The sequence below is a fragment of the Actinomyces respiraculi genome, from assembly GCF_014595995.2.
GTDB lineage: Bacteria > Actinomycetota > Actinomycetes > Actinomycetales > Actinomycetaceae > Actinomyces > Actinomyces respiraculi.
Window position 1 is genome coordinate 2324281 of the sequence record NZ_CP063989.1, and the last position, 25076, is coordinate 2349356.

A 25076-nucleotide genomic window follows, 5' to 3' on the forward strand; every position below is an offset into this window, starting at 1 on the left:
AGTGTCAAAAGTCAGGTCCGACGCCTGGTCGTGGACGTGGAACCAGCCCGCGGACCGCCGCATCTTCGACTCATCGCTCACCGGTGCGGTCAACCTCTCGGGAGTCTCCCTCATTCTCACCACCGAGGGCGGCCAAGACCTGCGCGTCACGGCCTATGCACCGGCCGGCACGCTTAAGGACTCCGCGGCCTTTGCCGCTATGCGGTCCCTGACGCTCGGCTGACCTGCATGACATAGGGCCGCCCTGCTAGCCGTACTTCTCCGTGAGGTTGTGAGCGCGGTCGGCGGGGTCTGGCGCCCTTGAGTGCGGTGGCGGGCTTGCCGAGACCGCCCAGCCGACGGTGCGGCGGGTGTCGACGTCGGTGGCGACCGGCTCGCGCCCACGCGTCTCGCGGAGTCGTCGTCGGGTCCGACCTGACTTTTGACACTGTTAGTGACCCGTTTTGTTGGTGAGGCTGGCCAGGATGTTGGCGGCTTGGCCTTGGGGTTGGCTGGTGGCTGTGAGCTCGTGTCCGTTGATGTTGATGGTGACGTCGATGACGGGTCGTAGGGCTTGCACGATCTTCTTGATGGAGACACCGGTCGCGGCCTGGAGGTGGCGGGCTACGGCTAGGGCGGCGGTGACCACGGTCAGGTGGGCCTCGATGGCTTGGCGGGTGTGGTGGAAGACCGGGCGGGCGCGTAGGTCGTGTTTGGACATGCGGAAGGACTGTTCCACCTTCCACAGATTGTGGTAGTCGGCCACGATCTCGCTGGCGCTCATAGTGCGGGCGGGGATGTTGGTGACATAGCCCTTTAGCCCTTCTAGACGCCGCGCTCTGGCCAGGGCCTTTTCATCCAGGCCTCTTCCTGAGGAGCTGGTGGTGACAAACCTGGCTGAGCGCATGGCTTTTTCCCCGGCAACGATGGCTCTGGCCCGGTTTTCCTGGAGGGTAAGGGTCTTGCTGTCCCTGGCGGCGCGTTTACGCGAGTAGACCCAGATCGCCCGCCACGAGCCCGGGTGTGTCTGTGGGTGCCAGACCGGTTCGTCCTTGAGGTGCTGATTGCGTTCTTGTTTACCACCGTGGCGTGGGGTGATTGTGTCAATGGTCTGCCCGTCGGTGAAGCAGTCCCCGTGCCAGAAGAAGTGCGCTTGGAGGTCCAGGGGTGCCTTGGTCTGTCTGGCCCCGACAATGAAGCCGTAGCCGGCTTGGTCAAGCGCCTGCAAGTTAGCGCTGGAGAGCATCCCGGCATCAGCTACGACTACTAGGTGCTCCGCCCCGGCGCGTTGCTTGAAGGCCTCGATGGTAGGGATGAGGGTGTGGGTCTCGGCTTTGTTGCCTTCCCAGCAGGAGACCTCCAACGGGAAACCGTTACGGTCTGCTAGCAGGCCGACCAGGATCTGGGGATCCACGCGGCGTTCTTTGGAGTAGCCGACCTTGCGCAGCGCGTCTTCTTTCTCTGCTTCGAAGTACAAGGTAGTCACGTCGTACAACACCAAGGACACATCCCCACAGGCCAGGCAATGCTCCAAGGCCGCACGAGCCAGAGCAGAGCGGTAATCACGCTCCACGCAACGGGTCAGGGCACGAAAGTGGGTGCGTGAGTCAAAGGACTCCAGCCCCAAGCTGGTCAACATCGCTGCTATAGCGCTCTTGCTAGTGGGTTCGATCAGCCGGGCCAGGACAATCTGCTTGAAGGCCTCATCGTCCACCGCTTGGTCAAAGCCAAGATCCTGCCAAGCATCGCAAAGGACTTGCCACAACAAGCCGCTGCGGTGGGAAACCAGGTGCGCTGCGCCAATGGCCGTCTGCTGGTAGTCCCCATGCACACCCGGCCTGGAGCCTGCCGACCCCGACGGGAGGTCCAGGTCCAGCTGGAGCTGGCCGGGATGGAGCTTTTCTTGCGCGACCTGGACCAAGGCAGCAAGCTCGCCAGGGGTATGAGCAGAACCGATGTGCTCAACAACCTTGTTACGTCGGCCTTCCTTGACCGCGATCTGCACGGCCGTGGCCCCCGAGGCGGTACGCACTTGACGGATGAACGGGCTCACAAACCCCATCATAACCAGCCTCCTTAGTGACCCAACCCGCCCCCTGCAGCCGCACAAAATCAACGAAAACCCAACCAAAACCACCCAGCCCCACACCAAGTGTCAAAAGTCAGGGCGGGTGTCGACGTCGGTGGCGACCGGCTCGCGCCCACGCGTCTCGCGGAGTCGTCGTCGGGTCCGACGGCGGCGGGCTCACGTCGCGGGGACGACGACGCGTATCCCAGCGGCGACGCCTGCGATGATCTCCTCGGAGACACCCGTACCGGTCAGTCCCACACACCACCCTGAGCGTCATCGGGAATGTCGACCTCGTGCCATTCGGGGGTCACAGCGACCGAGACCAGCCCCTTGTCCTTGCGCACCCACCCCTCAGGCACCCCGGCAGAACCCGAGCAAGAAGCCACCAGGGCCCCGGCACCAAGGCAAGCAAACGGAAGGGCAAGGACGGAACGGCGGCGCACACCTCCAGCGGCGCTGTCAGGACGAGTCATGTGCCACTAGACAATGTGAGACGGATACGAGTCGCGGACGGGAGGGTGGCCTAGTAGCTGCTACGCAGCTCGCGGTCGGGGTCACGGCGCAGCAGGCGCCCAAGCAGAGCACCGAGGAGCACGCCGACGGCCATGACCCCGACCATCATGAGGATGACTTGTCCGCTCACGTACTCCGAGGGCCCGTTGCTGATGGCGATGAGGAGGAAGACGAGCGGGACCGGGACGACCACGGCAGCGTGGCGCAGCGCTCCCTTGACCCCACGCAGCAACGCGGGTGGCATGACAAGAGTGCCCGCAAGCGCGGACAAGACAGGCAGGACGAGGACAAGCAGGAGGTTGCCCCATCCGGCGCCGGGGCCGAGGGCCGTGATGAGCGCCCGCGCCGCGAGGTAGCCGACGAGGCTCGCCGCCCAACCGAGCGCAAGGCGCACGAGTGCGGGGTACTCACGGGAGGTACGGTACTGCGTCAACTTGATCATCATGTCTTCGTCTCCTGTCCCAGGCATGCTGCGGCGCGATGCGTGACATTCTAAGCGGCGCACATGGCGGTGGACGTCGGACGGCCGGGGACGGCTCCCCACCAAGGCCGTGTCACCACGACTCTGCGCCTTAGCCACCGTCTCCGACTCCTCCCAACGTGCCGCACACGTCATTGCTCCGCCACCGGGCGGTTGGCGTTAGTCACCTCGATCGTCGTCTTGGTGACGTAGGAGAGCGCTCGATGTCCCACCGCTCACGGTTCCCTTACTGCCACCGACCTTGTTGACGGGACTGTTAGTCCCCGACCAAGTGAGGTCACTCCCCGAGGCGATCTGGTTGAAGGTCACGCTCGCGACAGCCGGGGCCAGCTATTCGGCCCGGGCTTGAAGTTGTAGATGATCGTCCCGTTATAGTTCCCGGTCCCGCTCTCGCCGACGAACACCATATTGCGAACAAGCCGACATTCGGGTTGAAGACCTTCTTCTTGAGCTTCTTGTTGTCCTCAGCCCACCCCACGGCAGACGGATAACGTCACCGGAGCCAAGGACGAGCACCCCAGGCAGGCAAATCAGTTGCACACCGGGTTGGCTTCTCGCTGCCGCGGCGCACCCGGAGCCGACGGCGACGCCAGGTAGGTCGAACTGACAACACTCTGGTCCTCCTGCGAGGAGGAGTAGCCCAGTCCAAGCTTGACTCCCAGGGCGACACTACCACTAAGGGAGAACTTGCTACTGTCGACGTCGTAGACGGTGTGGGAGCTGGTCGCTCCCTCGTACAACGCCTGCCCCATCGGGTCGTCCGGAGCAGGCGCCGAGGGATCGAGGATGTTTGCCGGAATGAGGGCGACATTGGAGGCAGGGATATCCATCCCAGGCGGGCTGATAAGCCCACGCTGGTAGTCCTCGGCGGAGTTTTCCAAGTTCTGTGCCGCCCACTGCGTGACAACCGCACGGTTGGCATCCGTCACCTCAAGCGTCGTCTTGGTGACATGGGACTGCTTGAGCGTGCCCTCACCGCTGGCAGTGCCTTCCTTATCGCCGACCTTGTTGAGGGGCTTGTTAGACCCTGTCCAGGTGAGATCCCCGGATGTGATCTGGTTGAAGGTCACGCTCGACAGCTGGGGCAGGCCGTTCGGCCCGGGCTTGAAGTTGTAGGTGATGGTCCCCGTGTAGGAGCCCGTCCCACCAACACCGACGAACACGGCGTTGGCACCCCCACCGATCGTCCCCTCGTAGGTGGTCGTCAGTGAGTACTCGCCCTCGTGATCGGGACGGTGGTCCCTGGTGACTGTCAGGGACTTATCATATGAGGCCTTGGCATACAGACCGACGTTAGGGTTGACACTCTTCTCTTTGGTCTCCTCGTTGTCCTTGCCGAAGCGCAGGCCAGCATCACCATTGGCAAGGCTGCCTGTCTTGAGGGTGTACGAGGTTCTCTCAGCGTGCCTTGGCGGCTGGGGCCAGCTGCCCGTGAGCAAGGCGTATCCAGCACGCAACGGGTCGGCGACCATTCTCAAGCGATCGTGGTAGTCCCTGTACTGATCGACGAAGGAGTTCATCTCCTCCTCGGAGTCAAACTCCCACGTCTCGCCGATCCTGGCGCTGCGGGTGCTTTCCAAAGACAGGTCCGCACCGATACCCGAGTTGGCCAACTCTCCCTTGGTCCCGACCCCTGCCCCGGTCGCCTCTTCGAGCGCATTGGCAGCAACGACCCGGTACCGGATCTTGAGCTTGCCGGTCTCAGGGTCGTAGTACTGCTCGCGCTGGGTGAGAAGGTCATGGTTCGGGCCGATCTTGACGACCCCGATCTTCGCGTCGGCCTTCACACCGTCCTTGTGGGAGGAGACGACGCACTCCCCCGGCCGACGCGGGTCCACAGACTCCTGGCCTGCCGACCCTGCCTGCTCGCTTCCACCACAAGCCCCGCCAAAGATCTTGCAGATTTCGTTGCTCACACCGTTCGCGATGTCCCGGCCGACCGGCGTCATCCCCGTCGCAAGCGCCCCCACAAGGATGACAACGACGACAACAACCCCCGCGTACACCACCGTGCCCGCACCAGACTCACCACGACGCACTCGCCAGAGCACCCGGCACAGACTGCCCTGCCCCATGACCGATTCTTCCTCCCGACATGACGTAGACGATCCGCAGCGAGGTTACAGGTATGACCGACTGGCCGATAAGGGGCAGCAGTCCCCGGTCCCGCCCCACAGGGGACGACCATCGCCCCTACGGCCGCGGGTGACGAGCCTCAAGGCAGGGATGTTCATCCCGGCTCCACCCCACTACCTCCGGGGCGTCACCCAAGCGTCTCTCCAGCGGTCAGGTCCGCCACACGGCCCACTAATCCGGGACGACCACCTGGATACCGGCGGCGATGTCGGCGATGAGCTCCTCCGTCACACCCGTACCGGTCAGACCGACCACCGCCATGAGCCCGGACTCCTTGTCCTTTGCGACCAGCAGGTAGTCGTTGCCCTCGCCTCCGCCATAGGGCATGTCGACACGCTGCACCTCGTCCTCGCCACCATCGACCTCACGAGCCTCCGGGTAGGCTCGGTCACTGTCGCCAAACAAGTTGACCGCGCCAAGCGCCTCAGCCGCCTCAACAGCGTCAGTCGGGGGGTACACGATGACAGCCCCAGGCCCCTCACTCATCCCCAACAAACGCACAGTCGTCGCAGAGTCATTGAAGTCCGACGTGTCCTGCAGGACCCAGTCCCAGCTCGACACCCGGGCCCCCTCAGGGATGGCAACCTCCTGCCACTGAGCAGGCACCGCCACCGACAACAACCCCTTCTCCTTGCGCACCCACCCCTCAGGCACCTTGGGAGAGCGCGAGCAGGAGACCACGGCCCCCGCGCCAAGACAGGCCACCGGCACGAACAACGCTGCTCGACGGGACAGACCGGCAACGGGCTTATCAGCATGACTCATGAGGACTCCTCAGGTAATACAGGGCGAGGACAGGGTTGTCGCGGCACCGGGCACGGAACCCTAGCTGCTGCTGAAGGTACGGTCCGGATCACGGCGCAGGAGACGCCCCAGGAGACCGCCCGCGAGTACGCCTAATAGCATGACGACGCTCATCGTCACGATGAGCCGGCCGGTCATCCACTGTGTCGGCGAACTCACGATGGCGACGATCGTGAAGACTAACGGGACTGGGATGACGACGAGGGCGTGGCGCAGCGCACCCGTTGCTCCTTGCAGCCACGCGGGCGGCACCGCGAGCGTCGCGCCCAGCGCGGACAGGGCCGGCAGCATGAGAACGAGCGCGAAGTTCACCAGTCCCGCGCCGGGGCCGACTGCGGTAATGGCTACCCGGACCAGGAGGTAGCCGACGAGGCTCGCCGCCCACCCGACGCCCAGGATGACCGGCGTCGACCGCCCCCGTGGCTCGCGCTCGTTCTGCCAGTTGGTCGTAGTCATCTGTTCTTCTCCTATCACATGCCGTCCCCTGTGACGGCTCACTGACACACCAGGTTATCGACGCGCTGACGCGGCGCACCCGGTGACGAGGGCGACTTCAGGTAGGTCGAGTCCGCCACGTTCTGATCCTCGTTGGTGATGGAGAAGCCACCGCCGATCTTCAGGCCCAGCGCCACCTCGCCGCGCAGGGAGAAGTTGTCCCCGCTGACGTTGTAGGTGGTGTGCGTGTTGCTCGCCTTCTCGTACAGCAACTGCGCCATCGGGTTGTTCGGGTAGGGCACCGAGGGGTCAAGGACGTTCGGAAGCAGCAGCATCCTCGTCGCCCCGGTCGTCGGGTCAGTGACGAGGGAGTCACGCTGCCACTGCGCGATCACCGCTCGGTTAGCGTCGGTCACCTCGATCGTCGTCTCCGTCACATGGGAGCGCCTGTCCGAAGTCCCACCCTCGATGTTACCGGTCACGCCACCCGCCGAGTTGACGGGGCCGTTGCCACCCTTCCATGTGAGGTCACCCGAGGTGACCTGGCTGAACGTGATACTCGACAGCACAGGCTTGCCATCCGGCCCCGGCTTGTAGTTGTAGGTCGTCGCCCCTTTATAAGAGCCGTTTCCTCCCACGCCGGCGAAGACCGCGTTGACTCCTCCGCCGATCGAGCCCGAGTATGTCACCGTCTCGGAGAACTCGCCCTTGTGATCCGGTCGCAAGTCCTCCGTGTGAGTGTAGACGTCGCTGAGGCTCGCCTGAGCGTAGAGGCCCGCCTTGAGGTTGACGCTTTTCTCACCAGTCTCGGCATTGTCCTTGCCCACCCGTAGACCGACGTCGAAGTTGCCCTTATCCTCCATCTTCAAAGTCGTCGAGCGCTTGTCGGAGGTCCTGGGCCGGTCGACAAAACCGTTAGTCATCGACAGGTAGATGGCGGAACCGAAAGCGCCTTCACCCGACAGCATCTGCCTCTGCAAGCGGTACTTGTTGTACTGGTCGATGAAGGCGTTCATCTCAGCCTCGGAGTCGAAGCTCCACGTGTCGCCGCCCTTGACGTCGAAGCCCGCCTCCAGTGAGAGGTCGGCGCCAATACCCGAGTTGCCGACCTCCCCCTTGGTCCCGATCCCGGTCTCAGCACCTAGGGCAGCGCCGTCGGTCGCGATGACCTTGTACCGGGTTTTGATCTGTCCGGTCTCAGGGTCGTAGTACTGCTCCTGCTGGGTGACAAAGCCGAAGGAACTGCCGATCTTGACAAAGCCGATCTTGACGTAGGTGGACGAACCGTCCTCGTGCGAGGAGACGACGCACTCCCCCGGGCGGCGGGGATCCACGGACTGAGACCCGACGTCCTGACCATCCTGCCCCGTCTGCTCGCCAGAGTCGCAGGACATGTCGAAGATGCGGCAGATCTCGTTGTGAACACCTGCCGCGATGTCCCGCCCCACAGGGGTCATCCCAACGGCCAACACCCCCACGAGGATGACGACGACAACGATGACGCCCGCGTACACCGCCGTGGCCGCACCCGACTCGCCGCGACGCGCCTGAGCAACAGCCCGGGACAGACTAGTCCGCTCCACCGGCGGCTCCTTTCTCAGATGCGCGTGCCAGGAGAGACGGCACGCTGCGGCAGACAATACGCAGCGGGTCCATCCGCGAGACAGGGGCGTTCGCCCCGTACCCGCCCGGTGCCTCATCAGTCCATGACAACGAGACGGCGACCACGGTCATCTATCACCCGCGTGACCGACGCCCCCGGGCAGCGCACCTCATTGCACCTAGGACGCGGGCTCGCTCACCGTGAGCGAGCACAGCGTCGTCACGGCCGGGTTGGCCGACACCAGCAGGTCCCGGGCACCATAGACGACAGCCGTGTAGGAGTGCCCAGCGCCGTCGACGACGAACAGCGCCTCGGCGTCGACGCTCGTCTCCTCGGACCAGCCCGGAGGGGTCGTGGCCTGATTCCAGCTCATCTGCACACTCTGTGCCATGCCGGTCCACGCGGTGGTCTCCGGGGGGCGGGGTCGGATGAGCTCGCCGATGAGCAACTGTTCCTCAGCATGAGCCGCTGCCATCGCGTCGTTTCCACCCGTCACCGGGAAGGAGCCTGGCCCCTCCAGCACGAGGTAGCCCCAGTTGCCGGTATCGGTCCACACATAGGTCACCTGCACGCGACCGTCCGCGACCCACTCGGGGGTCAGGGCCCGCGCTCTCGGAGCGAGGACGAGGCGCACCCCGGTCAGCGGTTCGACGGTCTCTCCAGTGGCCTCATCCCCCCAGGGCAGGAGGACAAGCTCTGGGGCGTCAAGAGAGGTTCCCGCAGGCGTGACGGCAGCGACCGCCCCGGCACCGCCGGCAAGGACGTCGTCGGAGCCACCGGGCGCACAGCCTGCTGCCAGAGTGAGGGCTCCCACTGCCAGGACCGCCCGGCGGCTCGCTCCCCTTCGCTCAAGCCCCGTCACGTCTCGTGTCCTCTCACCCACAGTCCCCCCTCGACGTCGCCGATGAGCCCGGGCGACGCCGTGAGCGCCGCGTCGATCACCGTCAGCTGGACGGCACCGACGGTGTCATGGACGTCAATCACCCACAGGGCACCGTTGCCGCCGTCGAACGTGAAGTCCCGCCGGGTGGCGGAGGCTCCGTTGACCTGGAGAGCGTGGTCGGAAACAGCCCGGTAGCCCGGGACGGCTCCCGAGACCGAGTCCGACTCGATACGCGCCAGGGCGTCCTCACGCGTGCGCGCGCCGGTGTCTGAGCACAGCAGGAGCCGGGCGCGGCTGAGCCCGTCGGGATCAGCATCGGCCCAGGAGTCGGTCCAGCGTTTCGAGCCGGGCACCGCGCCGAACGTCCGCCAGGTCTTGGGGACGAGCACTGTCACGTCGCCGCGCCCAACCCTGGCCCAGCCCTCCGGAGGGGTGCCGGCCCCGGCCACGGGCCCTAGGCTCATGCCCGCGACAATGACCTCGCAGTCGGCGTGAGACAACTGCGACGCTGTCAACGCCACGGCCGCAATCGTCTCGGCCCCGGAGACCACCCACAGGCGTCCCGCCTCGAAGCCGGGTGAGCTGGTGGTGAAGTCCTCCATGCTCAGCCGCCGCTCGGAGCCGTCGACGGTGGATGTCGTCGTCCTGACGGCGTACCCCGGCAAGGCGGCGCGCAACGCGGCTCTCGCCTCCACAAGCGCCGCCTCATGGGAGCCGGCCGTGGGCGAGCCGACGAGCAGGTGGACCGAGGCATCCTGTGCCACCCATAGGTCCGTCCACAAGGGCACGTCGTCGGGGGCGGTGCGGTGCTCCCACTCGGAACGCACGGGAACAAGCACGCCGTGTGTGAGGACCCGGTCCCAGCCACGGGGAAGTACCTCGCTGCGGGCAGAGCATGACGTGAGGGCTCCGAGAACGCAGACCGAGGCGACGGCGGAGGCAACGCCCAGCGCCTGACGTCGGCTGAGCAGAGGAGTCATGCGCCACTACCCTTCTTCACGCAGTCCTCGATGGTGTTGCGCACGTGGTCGTCATCGACGAGCAGCACCACAAGGCAGTAACCGGTGGGCATCGACACGGTCCATGCGGTGGCAACCGGTTCCTCGCCACGCCTGTCGAGAATGAGACGCACGGGACCCTCACCGAGGTCTGCACCCAAGTCCACACTGGTGCGCACCACAGCACCAGGCAGCGCCTCGACCACGAGCGCTCGGGACAGGGCAGACGCCTGGTCAAGGTCGCCTGCGGGGAAGACCGTGGAGACGAGGAGCATGAGATCGCCGTCGTCATCGGTGAAGCGGGCCGCCCAGGTGACCGCGGCGTCCTCGACCCCTGCATCCTCCGCGTCCCCCTGCTGGGCCTCGTCGTCGGGTGTCGGCGCCTGGGTGGCAGAGCCCGTCATTGTCGTCTCGCGCGTCCACGACTCAGGGACCTCCAGGGTCAGACCCGACACAAGAACCGTGGTGGAGGAGACAGAGGGGATCAGGGGCGTCGGCTCGGGAGGGACCGCGTCGACGCGATGAGCGCATGACGCCAGTAGCACGGTGGTGGGTGCCAGCAGGAGGAGATGACGCCGAGCGAGACCGCCTCGGGTCGCCGCCGGCGTGGCACCTGCGGGGCACGCGGTCACGCTCACGAGGTCTCCGCCGCGGTCCAGGTGCGCAGGCCGCGCTCATTGGGCAGCCTCAGTTCCCAGGCGAACAGGACCGTGGCACCGGGCAGGGCCTCATCGGGGTGCTCGCGCAGCATCTGGGCGGTCAACGACTCAGTGACCTCGATCCTTGAGCGATGGACGACACCGGTGCGGAAGGCGACGCGGACGGCGGCCGGGGCTGTGAGGTCGGGGGTTCCTGAGAGGTCACTGACCATGCTGGTGGCCGCCGAACGGTCGGCGGGCAGGGCGGCCAGCCAGTCCTCCAGGACGTCGGCGGAACTGTCGGTGACGGGGACCTCGGTACGGACGAGGATGGTGTCGCCGTCGGTGGTGTCAATGCCGACGACGGTGACCGAGGACAGCACTCCGTCGCGGCTGCGCCGGGTGAGGACCTGACGCAACGACTCGCCGTCCTGCCACGACCACGACTCGGTAAGCGCCCCGTCGCGGGTGCGCTGGATCGAGCGGTAAAGGACCTCGGTCTGCTCGCTGCCGGTAGTGGTCGCCTGCTCGAGCGTCGCGTCGACGACCGTTGTCGCCTCCTCCTGGCCGACGAAGGGATCAAGACCCGCCTGGGTGAGACGGGTGGGGCCGATAGCCAGGGCGGCACCGGTATCCGCCTGTAGGCCTTCCCACACGTCACACGGCCCGGTGCCCGGCGCGCCACAGGCAAGGGCACCGACGTCCACGAAGCGGGCCGGGTCGATCGTGTCGCGGTGTTCCGTTTCGTCTCCCCAGAGGTTGCTGATGACGGGCGCGGTCCCGCCGGGGGCCGATGCGGAGTCCGCGTTGACGGCCCTGCCACGTCCAGCGGGCACCGTCCCCTCACCCGGGACGGTGGAGACGGCGAGCTCGTCACTCGCGACAGGCAGCTCCGCCGAACCCGTGGCGGCACTGCTGGACGTCGCCAGGACAGAGCCCGAGGGCGCTGTCGTCGCCTCCGGGGACGTGCGTGAGGCAACTGGCTGGGAGGGGCCCGAGCAGGTCCCCTCGTCCAGGGTGCACATAAGTCGCGGCAGCATCCCGGTCACCGCTGCCAGCAGCACCAGGACCACGAGAACGAGAACGGCGATCATGCCCCGGTAGCCGTCAAGGCGGCTGCCAACGCGTGAGGAGCTGCCGCTCACGACACCACCAGTTCGGTGTCGATACGCGCGACAGGCGAATAGGTCCCAGGTTCGAGGGGCCAACCGGATCCCGGGCTGACAGTGGGTGGGGAGGTCCGGCACGTGCCACTAATGCGGATACCGAACAGCCCTCCGGAAACGCAGGCACCTGTGCGCATGTCCATCTTTGCGGTCGCTCGTGAGGACAAGTGTCCACCGACTTCCGTGACCTCTTCATGACGGGTGATGCTCGCCTGGAAACGCAGGCCTATGGTCATACGAAAGCTCGTCAGGGAAGCGTTGTTGGCCAAGGCCATGTGCTGTGCCTCCGTTGTCGCATTGCCGCAGTAGAAGGACACCGGCTTGCCGAAATGCGCCCAGAACTCCTTGTCGTCCGTCGAGCGCATGGCAGCGGAGTAGGCGTCCTCGAGCCGGTCGGCGCAGTAGTCCGCACCGGCCAGAGCGGCGGCATCGGCAGCCGTCGTGGCACTGCGCCGTTCCGCGAGGGTGTGACCGATCGGAACGATGATGGCGGCTCCCAGGGTCAGGATGACGACGAGCACGCCAATGAGCACAACGTTGATGGCCCCTCGCTCGTCGCGGGGACAGTCACGCAGTCGACTCAACAAATTCTTCGTGCGCACGTCACTCCTCCACGGGGATGTCGGTGAGGCGGGCCACCACGCCTCTGTCCTTTTGGCCGTACCCGGGCAGGTCCAGGGTGACGGTGTCCTGGCCCGTATCCGGCCACACCACCCCCAGCAGGATGGTGCCGCCCTCAGCCGTCGCCGAAAGCCTGATCGTCGTCGCCGGGATGTATCCCTTCGGCGACTCGTACTGGGCCGCCATGACCCGTGTCCCACCCTGCAGCAGGGTGAACGACGCCGTACCAGCCCCTGCCACGATTCCACGCCACTGTTCCGACAGCGGCACCGGCAGCCTGAACCTGTCGATCGAGGTGAGCATGTCGTCACCGCGGGGGGTCAGCTCGACATTACCCACCAGCCAGGAGCCCACACGCTTGACCCGCGGCAGAGCGATGTGAAGCATCGTCCCCTCAGTACCAGGATCAGCCACGTCCACACCCCGAGCCCCGATGCCCACCACGCCCTGTGCCTCAGGCACCGGCCCCTGCGAACGCATGACCCGCCGGGCGCTCTCAGCCTCCGACGCATCCGACGGCTCAGCCAGCACCTCCACCCGACGGTTAGCAGCACGAGCCTCATCACTCGTGCCCTCCACACGAGGCTCACTCTCACCTTTACCGACCACCGTCACACTCCAGGAGCCGAGGTCGGTCAGAGCACCGAGACGATCGGCCACCGCCTGCGCACGACGCTCCGACAAACCCTGGTTATAGGCATCATCCGCCACATCATCCGTATGACCCGTGATAGTCATGGCGCCCCCGGAGGGGTAGAACCCCAGCTGCTCGGTCACACCCGCCAGCACCGCATCCGCCTGCGCACTCAGCTCAGCCGAGTCCACAGCGAACGCCACATCCCCCGACACCGTCACCGTCACCGTGCCGTCACCTGTGCTCGTCTCCGACGACCCATCCGCCGCAGCCGTGAACGACGACAGCACAAACGGCCCAGCAATTGAGTCATCGATCTCGGCCTCCTCGATCGCACCCGCCGCATCGAACTCCGCCTGGGCTGCATCCACCACCGGCACCCCCGTCACCAGACCCAGGTTCGGCAGCAGCACCGTCACCGACTCCAGACCCGCCGGGACCTCACCGAAGGTCGGCATGAGCACAATGCCCTCCTCCTCGGTCCACGGCTTGGCAATGATGCTAGACAGGTCCGTCTCGCCCCACACCCTCGCCTCAGGCTCCGTCAACGACATCACCAGGATCCCCTGCATCGTGTACACACGACCGGCCCACCCATCGAACTTGGCCGCGACGCCGATGCGCTCGCCCTCCGTCGTCAGCCGCAGGCGCAGCACCGAGCGCGCCCCCACCCGCACCAACGGACCCACCTCCACACGCGTAGCCACCGCGTCCACACTCGTCTCCAGCACCACCGACGACCCACCCGCCGACTCAGACGCAGCAGCAGACGCAGAAGCGGACACCGCCCCCGACGAGGCCGACGCCGACGTCGCCACACCGTCAGGCTCCGGGTCCTTCGAGCACCCGGCAGCACCCGCCACCACCAGCACCGGCACAACAAGAGCACCACGACGACTCAGTACCACGGACATCACAACTCCTCATAGCCCTTGGATCAGCACTCAAGTCACGACAGGCTCCGGCGCGGCGAGCTGCCAGAGCAGCCGAGACCCACACTAACGCCTCCGAGGTGCCCGCAGCCGGGAACTTCTCCCCATCGCGCCGGACATGCGTGCTGGGCGGCGCACATAGGTGCGCCGCCCAGCACGCATGTGGAGCAGCGGATCAGCCGCCGAAGGAGAAGATCTTCGCGATCCGGTTACCGATCTCGTTGGCCATATTCTGTCCCCAGTCGCTAGCAGAGCTAGCGAGGGCGACAACGAGGATGACGGCGACGACGATGACGCCGGCGTACTCGGCAGAACCCTGACCAAACTCGGACTTACGGATGCGGTCGATGAAGCAGGCAAAGGCAACCTGGGCCTGAAGGAGCTTGTCGGACATGGGAGCCTCCCGTAGTGGTTGAATGTGATGGGGAGGAGTTCTGTATGTGTGTCCTCCCCTTCGGACATGATCAACTCTATGGGAGAGCCGCTGACCTCCCCTAGGGGCGCTCGCCCCAAGCGCGACCCCTTCTTCAGCCCTAACGACCCGGGGCGTCCGGCTCACCACGAGCCTCGCGCCAGGCGATGACCGCCTCGGCCCGATTGTGCACACCGAGCTTGACGTAGGCAGCGTTGAGATAGTTCTTGACGGTGCGCGGAGACAGGAAGTGCTCGCGGGCGATGTCGACGTTGCTCAGGCCCTGGGACGCGGCCTCGAGCACAAGGGCCTCGCGCTCGCTGACGATTCCTGACAGCGGGTGGGGATCGGTCCCTTGGGGCGCGTCCGCCACCCGAATCTGCTTGGCGGCAGCCGCCGACAGCACCATCCCGCCCTGACGGCAGGTAGAAATGGCACCGCTGACGTCCTCGATGCCGAGGCTGCCGTGGACGAGGTAGCCGCTCGCTCCTCGGGCGAGGGCCGTCGAGATGCTCTCGGCGTCGTCCGCGCTCGTGAGCATGATGACGCGCGCGCGCTCGACCAGCGAAGGGAGAGCCTCCAGCCCGTTCATACGCGGCATGCGCACATCGAGCAGCACAATCTCAGGCGAGAAACTCCTGGCCACCTCAATGGCCTCGACACCGTCCGAGGCCTGGCGGACCTCCGTCACGTCCGGGACCTGCTCCAGCACCCGCAGAAGCCCGATCCGAACGATGGCGTTGTCGTCAACAACAAGGACCTTCATGATCTTCTCCTCAGGTACCAGGTTCGAGGGACATATCAGGCAGAGGGACACGAATGACGGCACGGACGCCGTCTCCCTCACGATTAGTTAAATGCAGTGTGCCACCGAGCCCTGCGACGCGTTCGCGCACGCCTCGCAGGCCGTAGTGGCCGGAACCACCCAGATTGTCCGGCTCCTCCACGATCATGCGTGGCATACCAACGCCGTTGTCCTCGACGACGAGTAACAGATCCTCATCGGCCGAGATCGTCAGTGCCACATGATCGGCGCCGGCGTGCCTCTCGATGTTGGTCAGCAGTTCGCCCAGCGCCCGCTGACAATGCCAGGTGACCGAGGCGTCGGCCGCGACGGCGGTGGTGCTCGGGCACCGGATATCCACGTCGACCCCAACGCGGCTGCTCCACGTGCGGGCGTCCTCCGCCAGACGCGCCACGAGGTCCCCCTGAGGCGCGGAGCGCAGCTCATCCAGAACAGCGCGCGACTCCACAGCCAGTGCGGCGGCAGCGGCCAGGAGGTCAGCGGCATCGCCTGCCCGCCGGGATCCCTCGCGCTCGAGGACGGCATGGTGGGCCTCGGCAAGCATCCGCAGTCCTGCCGCGGACTTGGCGACTGTGTCGTGCAAGTCACGGGCGAGGACGAGCCGTTGCTCGTTCGCGGAGGACAGTGCCTGCGCCTCGGCCAGGTCCGCGGCTATGCGCTCAATGGTGGAGACCTGGCGCGCTACTCGCCCCCCGAGCCCGAGCAGCGCCACGGCCGAGACGATAGAGACCGCGACGAGTACGCGTTGCTCTTTCGCTCCGTCAAAGAACTCGAGGACACCGGCCAACAATGCAGGTGCCGCCCACGCGATCGCAGAACGCGGCCCGACGATCATGCCGATCATGACCGCCGAGAGCAGCAGGTGGCCGATGGCCAGGACGAGGTGGCTGCCGGGAACCATGGCGGCGGTGACGAGTACCGAGCCGGAGACCACGCCGTCCCAGGCAGCAAATCTGGTGCCGAGAACGAGAGGGCTGCCCTGACCCCCACGCCCCCAGCGCAGGAGCAGCACGAGGTTGCCGGGCACGGCGAGCAGCACGACCCCAAGAAGAAGACCAGAGACCTTGGTCAGGCCACCCACGAGGACAAGGAGCAGGAGGACCAGTCGTCCGTCCACCAGCAGGCGGACGGGGGGAGCAAGAGCGGCCTCTGACAGCCGTCCCATACTGGCTTCAACCACCAAGGAGCCCCTGGAAGGCATCCGCGTTGGCAATGAGCATGCCTCCAACGATGAGGATGATCGCACCAGGCACGATGGTCATGGTGACGACGACGGAGACCTTGGGCTGGGCTTTGGCCGCAGCCCTCCGAACCTGCTGAGCCCGCTCACGACGAACCTCCGCAGCAATCTGGTGCAGCGCGTCTGCCAGAGGCGTACCCAGCTCCTCGGCCTGAAGCAAGGCCGTGACGAAGGAGGAGACGTTCTCCGAGCGGTTGCGCCCACGTAGAGCCTCCAATGCGGTACGTCGCGGAACACCGAGCTGCATCTCCCGCAGAGTCGTGGCCAGCTCGTCCGAGAGCGGTCCATCATGGTGCTCCGACACACGCTGCATGGCAACACGGAAGGGAAGACCCGCAGCCACCGTGACGGCGAGGACATCGAGGAAGTCAGGCAACTCACGTTCGATCTGTGCCTGGCGCGAACGGATCGTGAGTATGAGCCAGGCATGCATCCACAGCATGAACAACACCCCGACCCCGATGCCGAGCATCGTGCGCCCGTTGAGCATCGCCAGAACCATGAGCAGCATACCGAGGGTGATAAAGCCGGCTTCACGCTGGATGAAGACCTGGGCGGTGAGGTCCGCGGGCTGGCCTGCGGCTCTCAGGTCGTGCGAAAGCTTACGGACACGCTCAGGACCATAGATGTCGAGAAGCAACCGCTGAGTGGCGGAGCCGATGCGGTCAATGCTCCGAACGAAGGGCCCGTCGGAACGCTTGCTGAGCGCCGCCTCGTGCGCGTCATCCAGCTCATCCGTCAGAGTCACACGCAGCATACGCACACCCGAGGCGGCCAGCAGGATGAGGCCTGCAGCCGCAAGGCCGAAGAGCAACGACGTCATCACACGTCCACCTTGCCGACGATCTTCATGAGGACGGCGCCGAGGAGGAACAAGACACCAGAGACAACAAGCACCACCTGTCCCATGAAGGAGCCCGCCATCTGGTCGATGAGACCGGGTTCGATAAAGTTGAGCAGGATGACGGCACCCCCACCGATGAGCATGACGGCGTAGCCGGAGACGGCAGAGCCGAGGATGACCGTCTGGACCTCCCGGTGCAACTCCTTGCGCTGCTCAAGCGCCTGGGCGATGTCGAAGAGGGCGTCGGTGAGAGCACCACCCGTACGCCCTTGGATAATGATCGTGCGCATGAGGATATTGATCTCACGCGAGGGCATCCGCTGGGCAAGTTCGGCCAAGGCCTGGTCAGTGCTCCAGCCAACCTCAAGCCGGTGGACGACACGGCGCATCTCTGCGCCCGCCGGCTCCGCCATCTCACGTCCCGCCATGGCGAGGCAACGTCCCATCGACAAACCCGCCGAGTTGCCGTTGGCAATGATGCGGGTCAATTCGGGCAGCTGGGCGATGAAGTCCTCCAGGCGCTTGGCGGAACGCCGCGACAGCCAACGTTGAAGGACTGCCGGAGTGATCAGCGTGAGGATGATGGAGGCGGTATACCCCAACAGCGCCCTGCTGGCGACGAAGATGACGAGCATCACGACGATAACCCCGAGGAGCGTCATCAGGGGTGACCACTTCAGGCCGGCCGTTGTCAGCGCCCTACTGAAGCGGGAGAAGGGTTCCCGGGAGAAGAGGATGCGCTCCAGTCGCGGCAGGAACCGACGCCCACCCCCGCTCTCGCCAACGGTCACCGACCACAACTCGCGGCGTCGCGCGAACTCGTCAGCGAGGATGACAACTGCCCACACGCCGATGGCGAGGGACACCAGCAGGATGATGAGGATGAACCGGGCCGTGAGGGTCACGAGCGTGCCTCACCGTAGCCTGGAGGAGGGGTCTCGCCTGCCCAACTGAGCCGATCAAGGATCGCGCGATCAAGTGGGAAAGCCCGGAAGGCGCCTGCATCGTCCTTCTGCTCGTAGCGCAGGATGGGGGCGGTTGCGTACTGCTCCCGGTGCTGGGAGGTCACCTGGTCGATCTGACGCACGCGCCGGACACCGGAGGAGTCACGTTCGAGCTGGATGATGATGTCGATGGCGCCATTGATCTGGTCACGCAGCGTGTCGACAGGCAGATCAAGGTCAGACATCGAGGCAAGGGTCTCAAGGCGACCGAGGGCGTCGTGTGCCGAGTTGGCGTGAACGGTGGTGAGCGATCCCTCGTGACCGGTGTTCATGGCCTGGAGCATGTCAAGGGTCTCTCCACCACGGACCTCGCCAACGACGATGCGATCAGGGCGCATACGCAGAGAGTTTCGCACAAGGTCGCGGATCGAGACCTGCCCCTTGCCCTCCGTATTGGCGGGCCTCGCCTCCAGACGCACGACGTGCCCCTGCTGAAGCGAGAGCTCGGCGGAGTCCTCGATCGTAATGATGCGCTCGCGGTCGGGGATGAGGCCCGACAGAGCGTTGAGGAAGGTCGTCTTGCCGGTACCCGTACCGCCCGAGACGAGGATGTTGAAGCGTGCGCGCACCATGGCGCCGAGCAAGGCGGACGCCTCCTCCGGCAGGGAGCGGCGCGCCACCAGGTCAGGCATCCGGAAGGGCGTGGGGAAGCGTCGGATCGTCATCGTCGGCCCGTCGAGCGCGAGCGGCGGGATGATGACATTGACGCGCTCACCGCCGGCGAGGCGGGCGTCAACCATGGGGCTTGACTCGTCAACACGTCGGTTGACGGAGGAGACGATACGGTCGATGGTCTGCATCAGCTCCTCCTCCGAGCGGAAGGCGGAGGGGATGCGCTCAATGCGCCCCGAACGCTCGACGAAGAGGTCGTGCACACCGTTAACCATGATCTCAGTGACGGTCTCGTCCGCGATGAGCGGCTCAAGCACACCAAGGCCGACGGCGTCGTCAACGATGCGCTGGATGAGGCGTGCCCGGTTGCGCGTCGACATGACCGGGCCCTCGAAGGAGAGCAACCGCGACAGCACACGCTCAAGACGCGCGCGCTTGACCGGCATGTCGAGGTCGGCGACCTCGTCGATGTTGATCTCCTCGAGGAGCCGGGCGCGGAAGTGATCGAGGAGCTCTTCAGTCTCGTCGGCGTGGAGATCCACCCCGCCGACACGGTCCATAAGTGACATCAAGCCTCCCTCGTGGGGAAGGTGGCCTTGGCACTGATCGGGACCCGGATCACCTCGACGATCGACGGGATACCGAGGGGGATCGACGCGCGGACGTTGACACAGCCGCGCCCGCAGGTCGTGACGCTGGTGACATCGATCCAGTCCGGCAGGGAGGCCATGACAGCGGGTCGCGGCGCCTTGTTCTCCTCCAGGGCCCTGGCCCCGTCACGGGCCGCATCACGCAGCTCCGAGACAGCTGACACCGCGGCGATGCCCTGGACGAGGAGCACGAGGAACATGACGAGGATAGGAACAAAGGCAGCCATGGAGACAGCCGCCTGCCCCTTCTGCCCTCTGCGCAGCCTCGTGAGTGCGGTTCTGAGTCCCATCTCATTCCTCCCAGTCGATCGTGGCGTCGGCGGAGACACTGTTGAGCCCGGGCACCTTCAGTGGCAGGTCGACCGTAACCGTCACCGTGTCCGAGCCGGAGCGTCGCACGTGCATGCCGCCCTGCAGCCCCCCCGGCATAGCCGCGGAGGCTGCGGCTACGGCAGTGGAGTAGGACGCACCGCGGGCGTACTGGCGCGCCGCCTCCTGCGCGCTGCTCTGTGCCATGAAGGCGATGCTGGCTGCGAACAGAAGGTGGAGAACTAGGGCGAAAAGAAAGAGAGCGACGACAAGGACCCCGGCAAACTCAACACTGGCCTGTCCTTCCTCTCCGCTGTGGCGGCCACGCAGCCCCGTCCTCCCCGTCCTCTTGCTGCGACGCCCCTTGGGCTTGTCAGCACGACGCCGACCGGGAGGTGCGGGGGCCGGCGGGGGTGCAGGTGCCGGCGCAGGTGTTCCGAGAGTCTCCTCAGGAACGAGCAGCAGGTCGGCAATCCGGCGACCCGCCTGGGTGAAGGGTGCCACGTCCAGGTCAAGTACCGTTCCGGCGTTGATCGTCGGCTCCAGGCGCTGCCCACAATCAGGGATCTCAGCGAGCATCTCCAGGCCGGCAAGCTTCGCCGCAGTGGCGGCCTGGATCTCCCTGTGCCGTGAGGAGCGGTTGAGCACCATGCGCACCGGGGTCCCACGTCCGATGGTCAGACGGTCCATCGTCGCTGTCAGGCGGCGCACCGAACTCAGCGCGGGAACCTCCGGCGTCGCGACGATGACGATCTCGTCCGCGAGGTCGAGGGCGGCGGCGGAGGTCACGGTGACGGCACTGCCACAGTCGATGACCACCTGCGGGTACTGATAGCGGAGGGCCTGGAGGATCTGACGTGCCGCGGTCTCGGTCATCGCCTCGGCGGTCTCCACGGCCGGCGGCGCGGGCAGAAGCTCGACACCGCCGCGCAGGGGATAGGCAACCTCAGTGATCTCACGGCCGCCGAGCTCAGCGGCGACGGAGACGAGGTCGACGACGGAGTGGCGCACACGCAGGCCGCAATAGGAGGCCTGATCACCGGAACTGAGGTCGAAGTCGAGCAACGCCGTCGGACCGCGCCCGCTTGCCGCCCTGGCGGCCATGAGGGCGATCATTGAGGTTCCGACTCCACCCTTGGCCCCGATGACGGCAACGATACGTCCAGTGCGCTGGACCCGGACGTTGGAGTCCGCACTGCGCTGGTCTCGCACCTGCCGGGTCCACGCCGACAGGGAGCGCAGACGTTCGGCGTAGGACTCGATGGAGGGCGGCAGCGGCAGGACCGCGCGGGCACCGGCGTCCATGGCTCGAAGCACAAGCTCGGTGTCAACACGGGGTGCCAGGAAGCACACGGGAAGCAGCGGGTTCATCGCGACCAGTTCGCGCAGAAGCCCAAGCCCCTTGCCGTGGTCCTCGCTCTCGTCAACGAGGACCAGGTCAAGGTCCTGACGCTCGATCTCCAGGCGCGCCTGCCCCAGAGAAGCGACGGTGACGGGCGCAGTGAAACCGTCGAGCTCGCTGAGGACGGCGGCGACGGCGGAGGCCGTGGAGGCTTCCGAGGAAATAAGCAGAACCTGGGTCACAGTGGACCTCCTTCACTCACCGTAGGTCGTCTGGCTATCAGCAAGCGGGGCGTCGTCGCCAGTGCCACGCAGGGCGAGACGGAGCTTGACAGCGAAGCTCTCCGCGTAGGAGATCTTCAGGCTGTCCGCGGTGCTCAGAGCGAAGGTCACAGGAACAGCCTGGGTCTCCGTGAAGGCGCCCGAAGCGTTCTCCCCCTCGACCGTCGTCGCCACGCCGACATCGATGATGAGAGCGTTCTGGACGATGATCTGCGCAGTTCTCGCACCGGTCGCCTCATCCTCGATGGTGGCGATGATGTCGACGTAGTCGCCGGGCTTGATGCGTCCGGCGACACCGGTCTCTGCGTCGACCATGATCGCCACCTCGCGGGCGCCGTTCGTCAGGCCGGGCGGGTCGGTGAGCATACCGGTCTGAAGCACTGATCCCGCGGCGTAAGTGCCAACGGCAACAAGTCCCTCAACCTGGCCGTATGAGGACACGGCGTTCACGGGCGCCCATCGCTCAGGCACCTCGACGACCTCGACGTCCGCCTCGGTGATGGCGTGCAGAGCCTCGACGTCGGTCGTCAGCCTGAGGACCTGGGTCATCGGCCCCACCTGCGAGGAGACAGAACTGACGTAGGTGGCAACACCGACAAAGGTGAGTGCAGCTCCCAGGAGGGTGACGAGCAGTAGCAGGACTCCTCGTCTCTGACGGGGGTTCATAATGCGATCCTCTCAGTCCGGGGGGCCGGAGCAAAGACTCGGGGGGAGAGAACGATGCCGCAGAAGGGACACCCGGTCGGTGCGGTAGCCCTGCCACAGGCGCGGCAGGACGTGCGCAGCACGGTGCCGATGGCCGTGCGGACGGCTCGGGCAACATCGGGGTGCCAGGAGACCTCAGCCCAGTACCGGGCGCCATCGAGTCTGCCGCTGTCACTCGGGAGCACGACAGGCGGTACCCGCACGCCGAGCCCGACGGACAGGTGCCCCATCTCACTGCTCGAGGCCCACACGACATCGAGGGAATCGCCAAGGTCCCACTGGATGCCCTCACGGAAGATGATGGTGTCGGCCTCGAGGTCGATATCGAAAGAGGGCTTGGGGAAGAGGCTCCGCAAGTGCTGTCTCAGGGTGGGCTTGGGGCTCACCAGGGAAGTCACAGAGCTCAGAGCCTTGCGGGTGTTGCATTGGCGATTGATCGCTCGGACGACATAGTCGGCCATGCCGTAACTCTCTGGCGGAAGGTGTGTCAACGCTCGCAGCAGTAGGGCCTTGCGGGTGCGGGGGCCGTCCAGGGTGACGAGGGCGACATCGGGACGGGCAACAACCTCACGGGCCATGAGGGCGGGGCGGGCGGCGACGTCGGCGCCCACGACGAGGAGGGCATCTCCGGGGACCGATTCAACGGCGGCGACAGCGGCATCGACGTCGGGGACCTCAAGGTAGCCCACCGGTGCAGGCAGGCCGACCGCGACGGCGGAGGTAAGGATCACGACAGGTTCTCTTCCAATGGTGTCGGGATGAAGACGGAGATCTCGTGGCGCGTGTGCAACGCCGACCCTGCACGCCGGGCTAATACCGTAGCCCACCGCGTAAGGTCGAGCCGTTCTCGTCCCATCCCCGGCCGCCCTGAGGGCTTCTGCTGCGACGGCCGAGAAGGGCTGGCGTCACGAGCCCGAGCACGAGGAACATGAGCCGAACAAGGCCGGGTACGGACACCTCCGCGTTGGCCGCCACATCCCACCCGGCGACGGCGAGGACAGCCACAGCAGCGCCCATGAGGGCTCGCGCCATGCGGTCGACGTGGTCCTGTCCCCGGTAGGAGGCCAGACGCAGCCCCATCCAGTCGGTGACCAGCCCCCACAAGGCCAGGAGTGGGATCTCCAGGGGCACCTCGGGAACCGATGAGAGGATCCGCAGCGAGTCGTGCCATGGGCCCACCAGAGACCGTTCGAGGACGGTGCCACTGGCTGCGACAAGGCCGACGACGACGGGGCCGCCCCACGACTGAGGTCGAGACTGAGCTCCGGTAGCACACATACGTCCTGCCTCTCGACCCACCCGCCTCCCGGAACGATGCGGTCCGGCAAGGGCCGCGTCGGCACGCGGCAAGCCCTACGTTAGGTAGGTCATCGCCCCTGCCCCAGGGGCGAGTGCCCCTACCCGAGCCCTGATCTCGATATCTCAAATGTCGCCGACTCAACCGCGGGAGCGGGAGGGTGCACAGAGCCAACGCCCCGGACGAGTCCCTGGCCGTCATGCTGCCCACGGGCAGTGGACCGATGGTCATACTGACGACGGTTCTCATGCCTCGACCACCGGGATGTCGGTCAGGCGCAGGGCGATGGCCTCCTTGTCCTTGCCGTTGCCGGGCAGGTCGAGCGTCACCGTGTCCTGACCAGTGTCCGGCCACACGACAGGGACGAGGACGGGGGCGTCGGGGCCGCCCACAGGTTGCATCCTCGCATTGGTCACCGCCCACAGGCCACCATCAATACTCACCTGCATTGGCAGATAACGAGTATTTCCACTCAGCAGCGACAGGGAACACGCACTCGAGTCAGTGGAACCCCAGTAGGACTGCCACAGCGGCGGCATGTGGAAGGCATCGACGCCGAAGAAGACACCGTCCTTCTCCTTCGAGGACAGTAGGACCCGGCCGACGAGATAGCCGTCGACCCGCTGCACCTGGTCCATCGACACGTGCAAGGTCTTCCCCTTGTACGTGACGTCCACGCCCTGGGCACCGGTGCCTACCGGCCCTGCCGGCTTAGGCATCTCGCCGCTGCCAACGATCACCGGCTCGTCCTCGCCCTCCGCTGGCTCGGACGGCGTGAGCACCACCTCCACACGACGATTGACCGCACGATTCTCATCCGAGTCATTGGGAACACGAGGCTCGGACTCACCCTTACCCGCGAGCGACACCTGCCACCCCGACAGATCAGCCAGCTGCCCCAGCCGGTCACCCACCGCCTGCGCACGACGCTCAGACAGCTCCTGATTATGCGCATCAGAGTCCACATCATCCGTATGACCCGTAACCGCCAGGCCACCACCAGACGGGAAACGACCCAACGCCGCCGTCACCGACGCCAGCACCCCATCCGCATCCGCGCTCAACTCCGCCGAGTCCGACGCGAACGTCACATCGCTCGACAGCACCACCGTCGTCGAGTCACCCTCATCTTCTGTCGCCGACGACCCGTCATCAGACCCCACAAGCGCCCGCAACGGGAACGGGCCCGCGTCCTCCAGATCCGGCGACGAGGCCGCCAGCGCCGCCCCCACATCGAACACATCCGTCGACCCCACCACCGGGACACCGGGGATGACACCAAAGTGCGGCAGGAACAACGCCACCTCCCGCGCACCCTCCGGCACCGCGGCGAACAACGGATTGAGCACCATCGGGTCAGCGGCACTGACACTGGTCAATATCCCCTGGTCACTGCCCCCGCTCTCCGGGTAGTAGGCTGAACCGGAAAGGTCCAACATGTTCATGCCACTGATCAAGCTACCAGTATTAAAATTGGTGCGGGTGAAGATGTTCTGATGCAGCCTCGCCTCACCCTCGGTCGGGAACAGGGACATATGAACCAGCGTGACACCCTCCGCCACCACCGCAGGACCCACCTCAACCGTCCACTCCGTCCCGTCAATGCCCCCAGTCAGAGACCTCGGTCCAGCCACAGCCCCCTGGACAGGAGCATCCGACTGACCACCACTTGACGCCGTCC

The 25076-nt window shown here is 65.8% G+C and carries 25 protein-coding genes; 1 reads left to right on the forward strand and 24 read right to left on the reverse strand.

Annotated features, from left to right (window positions below):
• Position 1 precedes the first annotated feature (1 nt).
• Positions 2 to 223 carry a hypothetical protein gene (locus ID810_RS09690; protein WP_166858847.1) on the forward strand — a complete coding sequence of 74 codons (222 nt, stop codon included), beginning with the start codon at positions 2 to 4 and terminating at the stop codon, positions 221 to 223.
• A 207-nt stretch (positions 224 to 430) separates the two neighbouring features.
• Here the strand turns inward: ID810_RS09690 and ID810_RS09695 are convergent, their stop codons facing one another.
• From ID810_RS09695 to ID810_RS09810, 24 genes are all read right to left on the reverse strand, one after another.
• A complete protein-coding gene (locus ID810_RS09695; RefSeq protein WP_166858839.1) occupies positions 431 to 2032 on the reverse strand; it encodes an IS1634 family transposase in 1602 nt (533 codons plus the stop codon).
• A 541-nt stretch (positions 2033 to 2573) separates the two neighbouring features.
• On the reverse strand, positions 2574 to 3008 hold the full coding sequence (locus ID810_RS09700; RefSeq protein WP_166857875.1) for a hypothetical protein: 435 nt from the start codon (positions 3006 to 3008) through the stop codon (positions 2574 to 2576).
• Positions 3009 to 3574: 566 nt separating this feature from the next.
• Positions 3575 to 5095 carry a hypothetical protein gene (locus tag ID810_RS09705; RefSeq protein WP_167202914.1) on the reverse strand — a complete coding sequence of 507 codons (1521 nt, stop codon included), beginning with the start codon at positions 5093 to 5095 and terminating at the stop codon, positions 3575 to 3577.
• 256 nt (positions 5096 to 5351) lie between these two features.
• Complete coding sequence (locus ID810_RS09710) at positions 5352 to 5945, reverse strand: hypothetical protein (protein WP_166857879.1); 594 nt, start codon at positions 5943 to 5945, stop codon at positions 5352 to 5354.
• Between the two features lie 60 nt (positions 5946 to 6005).
• Positions 6006 to 6440 (reverse strand): hypothetical protein, encoded by a 435-nt coding sequence (locus ID810_RS09715; RefSeq protein ID WP_166857881.1) that lies wholly within the window; start codon positions 6438 to 6440, stop codon positions 6006 to 6008.
• Between the two features lie 38 nt (positions 6441 to 6478).
• On the reverse strand, positions 6479 to 8002 hold the full coding sequence (locus ID810_RS09720; protein WP_166857883.1) for a hypothetical protein: 1524 nt from the start codon (positions 8000 to 8002) through the stop codon (positions 6479 to 6481).
• A gap of 198 nt (positions 8003 to 8200) precedes the next feature.
• Positions 8201 to 8884, reverse strand: a complete 684-nt coding sequence (locus tag ID810_RS09725; RefSeq protein WP_166857885.1) for a hypothetical protein — start codon at positions 8882 to 8884, stop codon at positions 8201 to 8203.
• Positions 8881 to 9885, reverse strand: coding sequence for a hypothetical protein (locus tag ID810_RS09730; RefSeq protein WP_166857887.1), 1005 nt, complete (start codon positions 9883 to 9885; stop codon positions 8881 to 8883). Before ID810_RS09730 ends, ID810_RS09725 begins: the two co-directional genes overlap by 4 nt.
• Positions 9882 to 10358, reverse strand: coding sequence for a hypothetical protein (locus ID810_RS09735; protein WP_166857889.1), 477 nt, complete (start codon positions 10356 to 10358; stop codon positions 9882 to 9884). Before ID810_RS09735 ends, ID810_RS09730 begins: the two co-directional genes overlap by 4 nt.
• Before the next feature lie 179 nt (positions 10359 to 10537).
• Positions 10538 to 11686 carry a hypothetical protein gene (locus ID810_RS09740; protein WP_166857891.1) on the reverse strand — a complete coding sequence of 383 codons (1149 nt, stop codon included), beginning with the start codon at positions 11684 to 11686 and terminating at the stop codon, positions 10538 to 10540.
• Complete coding sequence (locus ID810_RS09745) at positions 11683 to 12309, reverse strand: pilus assembly protein TadG-related protein (protein WP_166857893.1); 627 nt, start codon at positions 12307 to 12309, stop codon at positions 11683 to 11685. Before ID810_RS09745 ends, ID810_RS09740 begins: the two co-directional genes overlap by 4 nt.
• A gap of 1 nt (position 12310) precedes the next feature.
• Complete coding sequence (locus ID810_RS09750) at positions 12311 to 13669, reverse strand: OmpA family protein (protein WP_166857895.1); 1359 nt, start codon at positions 13667 to 13669, stop codon at positions 12311 to 12313.
• A gap of 400 nt (positions 13670 to 14069) precedes the next feature.
• Complete coding sequence (locus ID810_RS09755; protein WP_166857897.1) at positions 14070 to 14288, reverse strand: hypothetical protein; 219 nt, start codon at positions 14286 to 14288, stop codon at positions 14070 to 14072.
• Positions 14289 to 14427: 139 nt separating this feature from the next.
• Positions 14428 to 15072: a response regulator gene (locus tag ID810_RS09760; protein ID WP_166857899.1), complete on the reverse strand. Its 645-nt coding sequence runs from the start codon at positions 15070 to 15072 to the stop codon at positions 14428 to 14430.
• 10 nt (positions 15073 to 15082) lie between these two features.
• The gene (locus ID810_RS09765) at positions 15083 to 16276 is read right to left on the reverse strand and encodes a sensor histidine kinase (RefSeq protein WP_166857901.1); all 1194 of its coding nucleotides are present in this window, start codon (positions 16274 to 16276) and stop codon (positions 15083 to 15085) included.
• A 7-nt stretch (positions 16277 to 16283) separates the two neighbouring features.
• Entirely contained in the window at positions 16284 to 17174 is an 891-nt protein-coding gene (locus ID810_RS09770) for a type II secretion system F family protein (protein ID WP_196781495.1), read from the reverse strand.
• On the reverse strand, positions 17174 to 18100 hold the full coding sequence (locus tag ID810_RS09775) for a type II secretion system F family protein (RefSeq protein WP_235931641.1): 927 nt from the start codon (positions 18098 to 18100) through the stop codon (positions 17174 to 17176). Before ID810_RS09775 ends, ID810_RS09770 begins: the two co-directional genes overlap by 1 nt.
• Positions 18097 to 19380: a TadA family conjugal transfer-associated ATPase gene (locus tag ID810_RS09780; protein ID WP_166857903.1), complete on the reverse strand. Its 1284-nt coding sequence runs from the start codon at positions 19378 to 19380 to the stop codon at positions 18097 to 18099. The genes ID810_RS09775 and ID810_RS09780 overlap by 4 nt, the downstream gene beginning before the upstream one ends.
• Positions 19380 to 19688 (reverse strand): pilus assembly protein, encoded by a 309-nt coding sequence (locus ID810_RS09785; RefSeq protein WP_235931642.1) that lies wholly within the window; start codon positions 19686 to 19688, stop codon positions 19380 to 19382. Before ID810_RS09785 ends, ID810_RS09780 begins: the two co-directional genes overlap by 1 nt.
• 64 nt (positions 19689 to 19752) lie before the next feature.
• Positions 19753 to 21354, reverse strand: coding sequence for an AAA family ATPase (locus tag ID810_RS09790; protein ID WP_166857907.1), 1602 nt, complete (start codon positions 21352 to 21354; stop codon positions 19753 to 19755).
• 12 nt (positions 21355 to 21366) lie between these two features.
• Positions 21367 to 22059, reverse strand: coding sequence for a Flp pilus assembly protein CpaB (gene cpaB / locus ID810_RS09795; protein WP_166857909.1), 693 nt, complete (start codon positions 22057 to 22059; stop codon positions 21367 to 21369).
• Complete coding sequence (locus tag ID810_RS09800; protein WP_166857911.1) at positions 22056 to 22829, reverse strand: hypothetical protein; 774 nt, start codon at positions 22827 to 22829, stop codon at positions 22056 to 22058. Before ID810_RS09800 ends, cpaB begins: the two co-directional genes overlap by 4 nt.
• A gap of 79 nt (positions 22830 to 22908) precedes the next feature.
• The gene (locus tag ID810_RS09805; RefSeq protein WP_166857913.1) at positions 22909 to 23229 is read right to left on the reverse strand and encodes a hypothetical protein; all 321 of its coding nucleotides are present in this window, start codon (positions 23227 to 23229) and stop codon (positions 22909 to 22911) included.
• 411 nt (positions 23230 to 23640) lie between these two features.
• Positions 23641 to 24930 carry an OmpA family protein gene (locus ID810_RS09810; RefSeq protein ID WP_235931643.1) on the reverse strand — a complete coding sequence of 430 codons (1290 nt, stop codon included), beginning with the start codon at positions 24928 to 24930 and terminating at the stop codon, positions 23641 to 23643.
• Between the last annotated feature and the right edge of the window lie 146 nt (positions 24931 to 25076).